This window comes from Luteimonas soli, assembly GCF_042648865.1.
GTDB classification, from domain to species: domain Bacteria; phylum Pseudomonadota; class Gammaproteobacteria; order Xanthomonadales; family Xanthomonadaceae; genus Luteimonas; species Luteimonas soli.
Genome location: NZ_JBHRYA010000007.1, coordinates 198,704 through 211,098 on the forward strand (window position 1 = coordinate 198,704; position 12,395 = coordinate 211,098).

At 70.2% G+C, this 12,395-nt stretch carries 9 protein-coding genes; 5 read left to right on the forward strand and 4 right to left on the reverse strand.

The features are described from left to right. Nucleotides 1-4: 4 nt before the first annotated feature. Nucleotides 5-826: a TatD family hydrolase gene (locus ACFONC_RS08320; protein WP_386743268.1), complete on the forward strand. Its 822-nt coding sequence runs from the start codon at nucleotides 5-7 to the stop codon at nucleotides 824-826. Here ACFONC_RS08320 and ACFONC_RS08325 read toward each other — a convergent pair. Further along, nucleotides 801-1,811, reverse strand: coding sequence for a hypothetical protein (locus tag ACFONC_RS08325; RefSeq protein WP_386743269.1), 1,011 nt, complete (start codon nucleotides 1,809-1,811; stop codon nucleotides 801-803). The genes ACFONC_RS08320 and ACFONC_RS08325 overlap by 26 nt on opposite strands. Before the next feature lie 205 nt (nucleotides 1,812-2,016). Between ACFONC_RS08325 and ACFONC_RS08330 the strand changes: the two genes are divergently transcribed. The 3 genes from ACFONC_RS08330 (at nucleotide 2,017) to ACFONC_RS08340 (ending at nucleotide 8,280) form a co-directional block, all read left to right on the forward strand. Then, nucleotides 2,017-3,984, forward strand: a complete 1,968-nt coding sequence (locus ACFONC_RS08330) for a winged helix-turn-helix domain-containing tetratricopeptide repeat protein (protein WP_386743270.1) — start codon at nucleotides 2,017-2,019, stop codon at nucleotides 3,982-3,984. Between the two features lie 115 nt (nucleotides 3,985-4,099). Continuing rightward, entirely contained in the window at nucleotides 4,100-5,209 is a 1,110-nt protein-coding gene (locus tag ACFONC_RS08335; protein ID WP_386743271.1) for an efflux RND transporter periplasmic adaptor subunit, read from the forward strand. Continuing rightward, the gene (locus tag ACFONC_RS08340) at nucleotides 5,206-8,280 is read left to right on the forward strand and encodes an efflux RND transporter permease subunit (protein WP_386743272.1); all 3,075 of its coding nucleotides are present in this window, start codon (nucleotides 5,206-5,208) and stop codon (nucleotides 8,278-8,280) included. Before ACFONC_RS08335 ends, ACFONC_RS08340 begins: the two co-directional genes overlap by 4 nt. A gap of 174 nt (nucleotides 8,281-8,454) precedes the next feature. On the opposite strand, the gene panE is transcribed toward ACFONC_RS08340, so the two are convergent. The 3 genes from panE to ACFONC_RS08355 form a co-directional block, all read right to left on the reverse strand. Then, entirely contained in the window at nucleotides 8,455-9,390 is a 936-nt protein-coding gene (panE, locus tag ACFONC_RS08345) for a 2-dehydropantoate 2-reductase (RefSeq protein ID WP_386743273.1), read from the reverse strand. Between the two features lie 132 nt (nucleotides 9,391-9,522). Next, the gene (locus tag ACFONC_RS08350) at nucleotides 9,523-10,329 is read right to left on the reverse strand and encodes an ABC transporter permease (RefSeq protein WP_386743274.1); all 807 of its coding nucleotides are present in this window, start codon (nucleotides 10,327-10,329) and stop codon (nucleotides 9,523-9,525) included. Continuing rightward, on the reverse strand, nucleotides 10,326-11,315 hold the full coding sequence (locus tag ACFONC_RS08355) for an ABC transporter ATP-binding protein (protein ID WP_386743275.1): 990 nt from the start codon (nucleotides 11,313-11,315) through the stop codon (nucleotides 10,326-10,328). The genes ACFONC_RS08350 and ACFONC_RS08355 overlap by 4 nt, the downstream gene beginning before the upstream one ends. Nucleotides 11,316-11,426: 111 nt before the next feature. On the opposite strand from ACFONC_RS08355, the gene ACFONC_RS08360 reads away from it, so the two are divergent. Then, entirely contained in the window at nucleotides 11,427-12,170 is a 744-nt protein-coding gene (locus ACFONC_RS08360) for a ferredoxin--NADP reductase (RefSeq protein WP_386743276.1), read from the forward strand. Nucleotides 12,171-12,395 lie beyond the last annotated feature (225 nt).

The following is a 12,395-nucleotide window of genomic DNA, read 5'->3' on the forward strand; positions in this document are numbered from 1 at the left end:
GCCCGTGCAACTGATCGACATCGGCGCCAACCTCACCCACGACAGCTTCGACCACGACCGCGATGCCGTGCTGCAGCGCGCGCGCGACGCCGGGGTGGTGCAGATGGTGGTGACCGGCGCCAGCCGCGAGCACTCGCCGCAGGCGCTGGAACTGGCGCGCGCGCATCCTGGCGAACTGTTCGCCACTGCCGGCGTGCACCCGCACCACGCCGCCGAGTACACCGCCGAGTGCGACGCCGAGATGCGCGAACTGCACGCGCACCCGGAAGTGGTGGCAGTGGGCGAATGCGGCCTCGACTACTTCCGCGACTTCTCGCCGCGGCCGGCGCAGCGGCGCGCGTTCGAACTGCAGCTGCAGGTCGCCGCCGACACCCGCAAGCCCCTGTTCCTGCACCAGCGCGACGCGCACGCCGACTTCCTGGCGATCATGCGCGAATTCGAAGGCAAACTCGGGCCGGCCGTGGTGCATTGCTTCACCGGCACCCGCGAAGAGCTGTTCGACTACCTCGACCGCGACTGGCACGTGGGCATCACCGGCTGGCTGTGCGACGAGCGCCGCGGCCAGCACCTGCGCGGACTGGTGCCGAACATCCCCGCCAACCGGCTGATGATCGAAACCGACGCGCCCTACCTGCTGCCGCGCACGCTGTCGCCGAAGCCGAAGGACCGCCGCAACGAACCGGCGTTCCTGCCGCACATCGTCGAGGAACTCGCCCGCGACCGCGGCGAGGACGCGGCCGTCGCCGCGGCCAATGCCACGGCGACGACGCGCGCCTTCTTCGGCCTGCCCGAAGCGCCGCTCAAGGCTTCCGGCGGCGGGTACTGACGTACACGTCGCCCGGGTCGGCGGCGGTCAGCTTGCGGCCGAAGTACAGCCGGGTGCCGTCGCCCGACAGCGACGCGCGCGTTTCCGAACCCGGCGTGTTGACGTGGGGATTGGCGATCCGCACCGGCTTGCCCCACTTCGCACGCACGCTGCGTCGGGTCGCGACGTAGATGTCCTGGTCGAACGCGGTGGCGCCCGCGCGGTTGGAGCTGAAGACGATCTCCAGGCCATCCTTGCGTACGTTCGGCATGCGATCGTCGAAGGACGTACTCAGTTCGGCCACGCGCCGGCCTCGCAGCACGGTGCCGTTGCGCAGCACGCGGCTGACGTAGATGTCCTGGCCCTGGCTGTCGGCGTAGCCGTTGCTGGAGAAGTACAGGAACGTACCGGCCGACGTCTGCACCAGCGACGGACTGAACTCGGCGCCGGCGGTGTTGGGGCCGTGCGGGGCGCAGCCCAGGTGCAGCGGCGCCAGCCAGTGGCCGGAGCGGAATTCGCGGCTCAGGTAGATGTCGCCCGGCGCGGGGCCGGCGGCTGGCGTGGGCGGTGGTTCGCTGCCGGGGTAGCAGTCGTCGGCGTGCGCGCGCGAGCTGACGAACATCAGCCAGTTGCCGCGCAGGGGCGTGGGACAGTAGTCGAACTCGGTGGAGTTCACCGGCGTGCCGAGGTTGCGCGGGGTGCCCCAGTCGGCGAATCGCCCCCTGCCGCGGCGCGAACGGTAGATGTCCAGCTTGCCCTGGGCGCCGGGCGCGCTGCGGTTGGAGGCGATGTACAGCTCGCGCCCGTCCGGCGATTCGATCGGGCAACCCTCGGCGGCGACAGGCGTGTCGACCACGGCCGGCAGCATCTGCGCGGCGCCCCACGGGCCGTAGTGGGGGCCCCGGTTACCGGCGACGGCCGCAGGCGCGGCGCAGGCCAGGGTCGCCGCAACGGCGGCGACGAGGATGGCAGGGGTGTTGTTGTGGTTCATGGCGCGGCTGTTCATGGTGATTTCCTCGACCGGATGCGCCGGCCCGACGCGCCGGCGGGTGCCGGCGCCGCCAGACTCCGCCGCGGCGCGCCAACGGTCTTGAGGCGGCGACTCGGGCGTTGATCGGGTTTGCTTGGAAAGCTTGGGAAATGCTTGGGGCCGCTCGCGACGGCTTTGTACGTATGCCCGGTTGCGCCCGGATTTCCCGCGGAGGCTTTCGATGCAGCCGGCACCCGCCAGCCTTGCCTTCGACGACGTGCTGATCGATTTCGCCGGGCGGCGGCTGGTCCGCGGCGGCGTCGGGCAACCGCTGGAACCCAAGGCCTTCGATGTACTGGCACTGCTGGCCGGCAGCCCGGGGCAGGTGTTCACCCGCGACGGGATCCTCGACGCGGTCTGGGGCCATCGCCACGTCACGCCGGGCGTGCTGAACCGGGTCATGACCCTGCTGCGCCAGGCGCTGGGCGAGGACGCCCACCACCCGCGCCTGCTGCACACCCTGCATGGCGTCGGCTACCGGTTCGACCTCCCCGAACCTGCTCCCGGCGTCGCGACGGAAGCGGTGCAGGCACCAGTGCCGGAAACCCCACCGGAACCGCAGCCTGTACCGGCACAACCGCCGATGCGCCACGCCGACGACCGGCCACCCGGACTCCCGCGCCTCGCGCTGTGGTCGCTGCCGTTGCTCGCGCTGCTCGCCTTCGCCGGTTGGAAATGGTGGCCGCATGCGTTGCCGCCGGCCACCGCGGGCGCTCCGGCCGCGACCGTGCCGGAGCGCAGCATCGCAGTGCTGCCCCTGGTCAATGCCAGCAACGACCCCGAACAGCAGTTCTTCTCCGATGGCCTTTCGGAAAACCTGATCGACACGCTGTCCCGGTTCGAGGAACTCAAGGTGATCGGCCGCATTTCGGCCTTCCGGTTCCGCGGCAGCAAGGACGACAGCGCGACCATCGGCCGCAAGCTCGGTGTGTCCTACCTGCTCGGCGGCAGCGTGCAGCGTGCGGGCGACATGGTGCGCATCAACGCTTCCCTGACCAAGGCCACCGACGGCAGCACGCTGTGGTCCGAGCATTACGATCGCCCGTACAAGGACCTGTTCGCGCTGCAGGACGAGATCACGTCCGCAGTCACCGGCGCATTGCGGGTGGAGTTGCTGTCACCCGGGGAAGCCGCGAAGCACGACGACCGCCCGCCCAGCGGCAACATCGACGCCTACGACGCCTATCTGCAGGGCTTGAAGCACTGGCACGACGAGGACTTCCGGAAGGCCGCCGAGTACATGACCCGGGCCGTGGAAATCGATCCCGACTATGCGATGGCATGGGCGCACCTGTCGGGGTCGTGGAGCACCGTCGCCACGTTCTTCAACGAGCCCCCCGCGGTTGCCCGCGAACACATGCGCCTGGCGCGCCTGGCGGCGGACAAGGCGCTGCAACTGGCGCCCGATCTTGGCGCGTCCCACGCTGCCCGCGCCTACGTGCGGTTCTACGGTTTCGACCACCAGGGCGCCCTGGCCGAGTGCCGTCGCGCCGTGCGGCTGGCGCCGGACGATGGCACGGTCCTCAACGGCTGCGGCTATACGCTGGCCGGCATCGGAAAACTGGGCGAAGCAATCCGGCTGCGGGAGCACCTGCTTTCGATCGAGCCGCTGTACACCGTCAACAATTTCGAATACGCGCAACTGTTGATGGCGACCGGCCAGCTGGACGAGGCGCAGAAGTACCTTCGCATTGCAGAAGGCCTGTCGCAGCCTGGCTCATCGCCGATCCAGCTCATGCATGTCGCCATTGCGCGCGGCGACGCGAAGGCCGCGCAGGATGTCGCCCGCAAGCAGGCTTCGCCCTGGCGGGAGCTGGACCTGGCGATCGCAGCGCAGATTTCCCCGGACCGCGCGGCGGCGGATGCCAGTCTGGCGCAGGTCCTGGCCGACGGGATCGCGACCAAGGCCAGCCCGTATTCCGTCGCGCAGGCCTATGCACTGCGCGGCGACTACGACAGCACCATGCAATGGCTGGAGCGTGCGCCGCCCCACGAGTTCCTTTTCATGCTGGCCGATCCCCTTGTCCTGCGCTTGCGCGACGATCCGCGCCTGATCGCCCTGTGCAGGAAGATCGGCCTGCCGCCGCCAGCCACGAGCGAAGCGCTGAGCCTCGACCAGATCCGCGCGGCGGACGGCGCGGCGCGCTGAACCCGTACGTACCCGAATGGAAACGTAACGGCCGTTTCCTTCAATTACTGAACTTGCCAGTACAATTGCGGCCCCGCTGCCGGCCGGCGGCGGTCCCTCCCCACGGGAACCCCGCATGCACGCAAGCTTCCGCGCCGTTGCCGCCGCCTGCCTGGCCGCCCTGCTGGCCGGCTGCGGCGGATCTGAACCCGCCGAAACCGACGCCCCCGCCTCCACTCTCGCCGTCACCCTGGCGCCCGCGCAGATGCGGCCGATCCAGCGCACGGTGGTGGTGTCCGGGCCGGTCGCTGCCTTTGAAGAGATGCAGCTGGGGGTGGAGATCAGCGGCGCGCGGGTGACCGCGCTCAACGTCGACGTCGGCCAGCAGGTCCGAGAGGGCGAGGTGCTGCTGGAGCTCGACCACCGCAACCTCGACAGCGAGCTGCAGCAGGCGCAGGCGGCGCTGGCCGAAGCCGAGGCCGGCGTCACCCTTGCGCGCGCCAACCTCAGCCGCGGCGAACTGCTGGCGAAGGACAAGTACATCAGCGCCTCCCAGCTCGACGAACTGTGCGCCGCACGCACCCAGGCCGAAGCCCGCCGCAACACCGCGCGCGCCAGCCGCGACGCGGCGCAGCTGCGGCGCGACTTCGCCGAACTGCGCGCGCCCGCCGACGGCATCATCTCCAAGCGCCTGGTGCAGCCCGGCCAGGTGGTCGCCGCCGGCACCGAGCTGCTGCGCCTGATCCGCGACGGCCGCCTGGAGTGGCGCGCCGAACTGCCCGAAGACGACCTGGCCCGGGTCGAACCCGGTGCCACCGTGCGACTGCCATCCAGCGCCGGCACGGTCACCGGCCGCATCCGCGCGGTCAGCCCCGGCGTCGACAGCCAGACCCGCACCGGCACCATCTACGCCGACCTGCCCGAGCCCGGCCCGCTGCAGCCGGGCACTTACGTCGAAGGCCGCATCGTCACCGGCGCCGGCAACGGCCTGACCGTGCCCGCCGCCTCGGTGGTGCAGCGCGACGGCCACGCCTACGTGTTCACCCTCGACGGCAAGAACGTCGCCCACCGCGTGCGCGTGGCCACCGGCGCCAGGGTCGGCGACCAGGTCGAAATCGTCGACGGCCTCAAGGCCGGCGACGCGGTGGTCGAACAGGGCGCCGGCTTCCTCGGCGACGGCGACACGGTGCGCGTGGTGGCGGCGAAGCCGGCAGCGACCACCACCGGCGCGGCGACCGCGCCATGAATTTCTCGGCCTGGGCGATCAGGCGCCCGCTGCCGGCGCTGATGCTGTTCTTCGCGCTGTGCGTGGCCGGGCTTTGGGGCTTCCACGAGCTGCCGGTGGCGCGCTTCCCCGACATCGCGTTCCCGATGACCACGGTCACCATCACCCAGCCCGGCGCCTCGCCGAGCCAACTGGAGGCCGAGGTCACGCGCCGGGTCGAGGATTCGGTGGCGACGATCCCCAACATCAAGCGGGTGATGTCGAGCGTCAGCGAGGGCGTGAGCACCACGTCGATCGAATTCCAGCTCGAAACCGATCTTGCCACCGCGCTCGACGACACGCGCGATGCAGTCACCAAGATCCGCACCGACCTGCCGCAGGACATCCAGGAACCGGTGATCTCGAAGGTCGACATCGGCGGATCGCTGATGACCTACGCGGTAGTCGCGCCGAAGCTGCGTCCGGACGAGCTGAGCTGGTTCGTCGACCGCGAGGTGACGCGCGCGATGTACGGCGTGCCCGGCGTGGCCGCGGTCAAGCGCGTCGGCGGCATCGACCGCCAGGTACGCGTGGACCTCGATCCCGACGCGCTGCAGGCTTTCGGCGTCACCGCCGGCGACGTCTCGCAGCAGCTGGCACGGATCCAGGTCGAACGCGCCGGCGGCAAGGCCGAACTCGGCGGCGAACAGCAGGTGATCCGCACCGTCGGCACCATCGACAGCGCGAAGGCGCTGCGCGATTACTCGATCAGCCTGCCCGACGGCCGCGCGGTGCGGCTGTCGGCGGTGGCGCGGATCACCGATGCCGCCGCCGATCCCACCGAGGCCGCGCTGCTCGACGGCAAGCCGGTGGTCGCGTTCTCGATGTCGCGCACGCGCGGCTCGAGCGAGGTCGCGGTCGCCGACGGCGTCGAACAGGCGCTGGAAACGCTCAAGGCCGACCACCCCGGCGTCGACTTCCAGCTGGTCACCACGGTCATCGACGAAACCGTGCGCTCCTACGACTCGTCGATGACGATGCTGTGGGAGGGTGCGCTGCTGGCGCTGCTGGTGGTGTGGCTGTTCCTGCGCGACTGGCGCGCGACCTGGGTCTCGGCGGTGGCGCTGCCGCTGTCGATCATCCCAACGTTCGCGGTGATGCACTGGTTCGGCTTCAGCCTCAACCTGATCACGCTGCTGGCGCTGAGCGTCGTGGTCGGCATCCTCGTCGACGACGCCATCGTCGAGATCGAGAACATCGTGCGCCACCTGCGCATGGGCAAGAAGCCGATCGACGCCGCGCGCGATGCCGCCGCCGAGATCGGCACCGCGGTGATCGCGACTTCGCTGACCCTGGCGGCGGTGTTCGTGCCGGTGGCGTTCATGCCCGGCATCGCCGGCAAGTTCTTCCGCGAGTTCGGCTGGACCGCGGCGACCGCGGTGATGTTCTCGCTGCTGGTCGCGCGCCTGCTCACGCCGATGATGGCCGCCTACCTGCTCAAGCCGCACGGCGAGGAGAAGGCCGAATCGAAATTGATGGCCTGGTACCTGGGCTGGGTGGATGCGGCGCTGCGCCACCGCGCGCGCACGCTGTGGATCGCGACCGGCCTGTTCTTCGCTTCGCTGGCGATCGTGCCGTTCATCCCGACGACCTTCATCCCGACCTCCGACCTGGGCCGCAGCAACCTCAGCCTGGAGCTGCCGCCGGGCACCACCCTGCAGGACACCACCGCGGTGGCCGAGCGGGCGCGCGCGCTGCTGTCCGATATCCCGGAACTGACGCAGGTCTACACCGCGGTCGGCAGCGTCCTCGACGTCGGCGACCCCTCCAAGTCCGGCGTCGGCGAGCCGCGCAAGGCGACCCTGATCCTGGACTGGGGCAAGCCCGAGGATCGCGACCGCGACCAGAAGACCCTGGAGCGGCTTGCCCGCAGCCGGCTCGCCGACCTGCCGGGCGTGCGCGTGAGCTACATCAGCACCGAGCCGGGCGAGATGATGCAGCTGGTGCTGGCCGGCGACGACCCGCAGCGGCTGCAGTCGGCGGCCACCGCGCTCGAGCGCGACCTGCGCAGCATCGACGGCCTCGGCAGCGTGACCTCGTCGGCGTCGCTGCTGCGCCCGGAGATCGTGATCACGCCCGATCCGGCGCGTGCCGCCGACCTGGGCGTCGCTACCGCCGACATCGCCGAGGCCGCGCGCATCGCCACCGCCGGCGACTACGAGCAGCGCCTGGCCAAGCTCAACCTGCCCGAGCGCCAGGTGCCGATCCGGGTCGGATTCTCCGAGGCAGCGCTGGCCAATCCCGCGCTGGTCGGACAATTGCGCGTGCGTGGCAAGAACGGCCCGGTGCCGCTGTCGGCGGTGGCCGACATCCGCGCCGCCAGCGGCCCGTCGCAGATCTCGCGCTACCAGCGCCAGCGCAACATCACCTTCACCGCCGAACTCAACGGTCGTCCGCTGGGCGAGGTGATGACCGAAGTGCAGGCGCTGCCGAGCGTGCAGCACCTGCCCGACGGCGTGAGTTTCCTCAACACCGGCGACTCCGAGGTGTTCATCGAGCTGTTCGTCGGCTTCGCGATCGCGATGGTCGCGGGGCTCGCGTGCATCTACATGGTCCTGCTGCTGCTGTTCAACCATCCGCTGATGCCGCTGACCATCCTCACCGCGGTGCCACTGTGCGCCGGCGGCGCGTTCGGCGCGCTGCTGCTCACGCAGAACATGCTCTCGCTGCCGGCACTGATCGGCCTGCTGATGCTGATCGGCATCGCCAGCAAGAACTCGATCCTGCTGGTCGACTACGCGGTGATGGCCGAGGACGAGCACGGGCTGTCGCAGCACGATGCGCTGATCGATGCCTGCCGCAAGCGCGCGCAGCCGGTGATCATGACCACGCTGGCGATGGGCGCGGGCATGATGCCGATCGCGCTGGGCTTCTCCGGCGACTCCAGCTTCCGCGCGCCGATGGCGATCGCGGTGATCGGCGGGCTGATCACCTCGACCCTGCTGAGCCTGATCGTGATCCCGGCCGCGTTCACCGTGCTCGACGACCTCGGCGACTGGGTGGCGGGGAAGTTCCACCGCCAGCCCCAACACCCGGCGCAAGCCGAACGCTGAGCCGCACGCCCCGACCTTCTGTGGGACCTGCCTTTCGTGGGAGCGGCTTCAGCCGCGAGCTTTTGGGCCAGGGATTCGGGATTCGGGATGTGCGTTTCACCGATTCCCAATCCCCGATCCCGCCCCCAAAGACTTGCGGCTGAAGCCGCTCCCACAGGGACTCGATGGATGGGGTCAGGCCCGCCCCGCCTCGTACGCCTGCAGGTGCACCCAGGCCGCCGCCAGCAGCGGCGCGTCGATGCCGTGGGCGCGGGCGCGGTAGAGCATGTCGCCGACGATGTGCTCGCCCTCGATCGCGTGCCCGGCCTGCAGGTCGCGCAGCATCGATGCCTGCAGCGGCGAACCGGGCTGGGTCAGCGTCGCGCGCGCCTTCTCCACCGCCGCCTCCGGCACCGGCTCGCCTTCGGCCGTGGCCACGGCCAGGCATTCGCGGTGCAGCGCGTCCATCAACTCGCGCCCGCCCTCTGCGGCAACAATGCAGCCGACGCTGGCGCGCACCAGGCAAGTGCCGGCGGCGAGCGCGGCGAGGAAGCTGTACTTGCTCCAAAGCTCGCGCGCGATGCGCGGGCTGCACAGGTGGTCGATGCCGGCCTGCGCGCACAGCGCCGCGAAGGCCCGGGTCCGCGCGCTGTCGACGTCACCGGCACGTTCGCCGAAAGTGATCGAGGCCGGGTGGCCGAGATGCAGGATCTCGCCGTCACCGCCCTTGGCCGCGCTGATGAAGCACAGGCCGCCGACCACGCGGTCGGCGCCGAAGCGCGCGTCGAGCGCGGCGAAGTGGCGCAGGCCGTTGAGGATCGGCAGGACCGCCGTGCCCGGTCCCACCGCAGGCGCGATCGCGTCCATCGCACTGTCGAGGTCGTAGGTCTTGCAGCTGAGCAGCACGAGGTCGAACGGCGCCTGCGCGGCCAGCGCGGGCAATCCGTCCGCCGTGGCGTGCGCGACCTCGAGGTCCGCGTCGCCCAGCGGGCTGCGGATGCGCAGCCCGCCCTGCGCAAGCTGCGCCGCGCGCGCTGGCCGCACCAGGAACGTCACGTCCACACCGGCCTGCGCCAGGCGGCCGCCGAAGTAACCGCCGGTGCCGCCGGCGCCCAGGACAAGGATTCGCATCGTCTTGCAGCCTCCAGCAATTGGGAGCGATCCATGGCTCGACCGCGCGTAGGTCGGGGCTACGCCCCCGACGGCTTCGGCCCGCGCGTTTGACCCGCACGCGTCGGGGGCATAACCCCGACCTGCCGCATGTCAGCTGCGCAGCCCGACGCCGCGCCGCAGCAGCCACAGCGCCAGCGCCGCCAGCGCGACCACGAACCCGAGCATCAACGCGTAGGCCACCCACAGCGGCACGTCGCTGGTGCCGAGCAGGCCATAGCGGAACGCATTGACCATGTAGAAGATCGGGTTGGCGTGGGTCAGCGCCTGCGCCCATCCGGGCAGCAGCTGGATCGAATAGAACACGCCACCCAGGTACGTGAGCGGGGTGAGGATGAAGATCGGCACGATCGCCACGTCGTCGAACTTCTTCGCGTACACGGCGTTGACGAAGCCGGCCAGCGAGAAGATCGTCGCGCCCAGCAGCACCGTCGACAGCGTGACCAGCGGATGCGGGATGCGCACGGTGGTGAACAGCATCGCGATGCACAGCACGATGATGCCGACCATCAGCCCGCGCAGCACCGCACCGGCGACGTAGCCGCCGAGGATCACCCAGCTCGGCATCGGGCTGACCAGCAGCTCCTCGACGTGGCGGCCGAACTTGGCGCCGAAGAAGCTCGACGAGATGTTGCCGTAGCTGTTCTGGATCACGCTCATCATCACCAGCCCGGGGACGATGAAGTCCATGTACCGGAACCCGCCCATCTCGCCCACGCGCGAGCCGATCAGGCCGCCGAAGATCAGGAAGTACAGGGTCATGGTGATCGCCGGCGGCACCAGGGTCTGGCCCCAGATGCGCAGGATGCGCACCACCTCGCGGCGGGCGACGGTGTACAGCGCGATCCAGTTGCGGCGCGTGTCGCTGGCGGCGGATACGTCGGCGCGGGGCGTGCTCATGCGGCTTCCCCCTGCTGCGGCGCGGCGTTGCCGTTGCCCGTCATCCGCACGAACAGCTCCTCCAGGCGGTTGGACTTGGTCCGCATCGAGCGCACGCGGATGCCCGCCTCCCCCAGCACCGCGAACACGCGGTTGAGGTCCATCGCCCGCGGCATGTCGAGGTCGAGCGTGTGCCGGTCGAGCGCGACCAGGGTCGCGCCTTCGATCTGCGGCAGCACGCCCGGCAGGTCGCCGTCGACGTCGAACAGGAAGCCCTCGACGTCGAGCCTGGCCAGCAGCGCGCGCATCGGCCCCTGCGCGACGATCGTGCCGTGGTCGATGATCGCCAGGTTGCGGCACAGGCTCTCGGCTTCCTCAAGGTAATGCGTGGTGAGGATGATGGTGGTGCCGGCGGCGTTGATCTCGCGCAGGGTCTTCCACATGTCGCGGCGGATCTCGATGTCCACGCCCGCGGTGGGCTCGTCGAGGATCAGCAGGCGCGGCCGGGTCATCATCGCGCGCGCGATCATGAGCCTTCTCTTCATGCCGCCCGACAGCGTGCGCGCCGTGAGCTGCGCCTTGTCCCACAGCTGGGCGCGCCTGAGTTCTTCTTCCGCGCGCGCCAGCGCCTCGTCGCGCGCGATGCCGTAGAAGCCGGCGTAGTTGACCAGGATGTCGAGCGGCTTCTCGAACATGTTGAAGTTCAGCTCCTGCGGCACCAGGCCGATCAGGCGCATCGCTTCGTCGCGCCGCGCGTGCAGGTCGACGCCGAACACGCGCACGTCGCCGGACGTCTTGTTCACCAGCGAGGACACGATGCCGATCAGGGTCGACTTGCCGGCGCCGTTGGGGCCGAGCAGGGCGTGGAAGTCGCCCGGCTGCACGTCGAGCGAGATGCCCTTGAGGGCCTCGACGCCGTTGTCGTAGGTCTTGCGCAGGTCGCGCACCGACAGCGCCGGAGGCGCCGCCGCCGATGCGCCCGCGGAGGGCTGCGTGGTTGCGGTCATGGGGCTCCTGGAGGCCGCGGCGGGCGCGGCAAGCCGGTATTATAGGCGTCCTGCGGAGTCCACTCCGGCAACACAACGTCCGATTTCTTGTCCGCCATCAAGCGCTTTCCCATGAAGCTCACCGGCCGGCGCATGCTCGCGCCGACGGTCGCGCACCTGTCGTTCGTGCGCGACGACGGCCAGCCACTGGACTTCATCCCCGGCCAGTTCCTGCAGGTGCACTTCGAGTACGCCGACGGCACCGCGACCAAGCGCAGTTATTCGCTGGCGACGATCCACGACCACGCGCTGGCCCCGGGCGATGCGGTGGAGATCGCGGTCAGCTACGTGGCCGGCGGCGCCGCGACGGCGCTGTTCGAGGGCCTGGACGAGGGCGACCACGTCGAGGCCAGCGGGCCGTTCGGGCGCTTCTGCCTGATGCCCGCCGACGAGAATCGCCGCTACCTGCTGATCGGCACCGGCACCGGCATCACGCCGTACCGGGCGATGCTGCCGCTGCTGGAAAAGCAGATGGCGCAGCGTGGCGTGGAAGTGGTGCTGCTGCAGGGCGCGCGCTCGCCGGGCGAGCTGCTGTACGGCGACGAGTTCCGCGCCTTCGCCGACGCGCACCCCCGCTTCCGCTACCTGCCCTGCCTGTCGCGGGAACTGCCCGGACCGGGTTCGCCGCAGGCGCACCCCGACGTGTGCCACGGCTACGTGCAGCAGTTCCTGGGGCAATTCGCGCCCGACCCCGAGCAGGACATCGCCTACCTGTGCGGCAACCCGAACATGGTCGACGCCTGCTTCGAGGCGCTCAAGGAACACGGCCTGCCGGTGCCGCGGATCCGCCGCGAGAAGTACGTTTCGTCCAAGTGACGTTCTTGCGGGAGCGGCTTCAGCCGCGAGCTTCTAGGCTCACTCGACAACCAAGAACCCGCGCTGCGACCCTGTAGGAGCGGCGGAAGCCGCGAGCTCTTCGGCCGCCGCGGGGAAAGCTCGCGGCTCCCGCCGCTCCTACGGACATCGTGGAGGCCAACCCATGTCACATTCGCCGCGGGGCCGCGTCGTGTCATCCTGACCCCTTGCTCCCGCCCCGCTTCC

Coding starts and splice junctions, on each gene's coding strand:
- ACFONC_RS08325 (WP_386743269.1), bottom strand. CDS start 1,811: ATGAACAGCCGCGCCATGAACCACAACAACACCCCTGCCATCCTCGTC.
- ACFONC_RS08330 (WP_386743270.1), top strand. CDS start 2,017: ATGCAGCCGGCACCCGCCAGCCTTGCCTTCGACGACGTGCTGATCGAT.
- ACFONC_RS08335 (WP_386743271.1), top strand. CDS start 4,100: ATGCACGCAAGCTTCCGCGCCGTTGCCGCCGCCTGCCTGGCCGCCCTG.
- ACFONC_RS08340 (WP_386743272.1), top strand. CDS start 5,206: ATGAATTTCTCGGCCTGGGCGATCAGGCGCCCGCTGCCGGCGCTGATG.
- panE (WP_386743273.1), bottom strand. CDS start 9,390: ATGCGAATCCTTGTCCTGGGCGCCGGCGGCACCGGCGGTTACTTCGGC.
- ACFONC_RS08350 (WP_386743274.1), bottom strand. CDS start 10,329: ATGAGCACGCCCCGCGCCGACGTATCCGCCGCCAGCGACACGCGCCGC.
- ACFONC_RS08355 (WP_386743275.1), bottom strand. CDS start 11,315: ATGACCGCAACCACGCAGCCCTCCGCGGGCGCATCGGCGGCGGCGCCT.
- ACFONC_RS08360 (WP_386743276.1), top strand. CDS start 11,427: ATGAAGCTCACCGGCCGGCGCATGCTCGCGCCGACGGTCGCGCACCTG.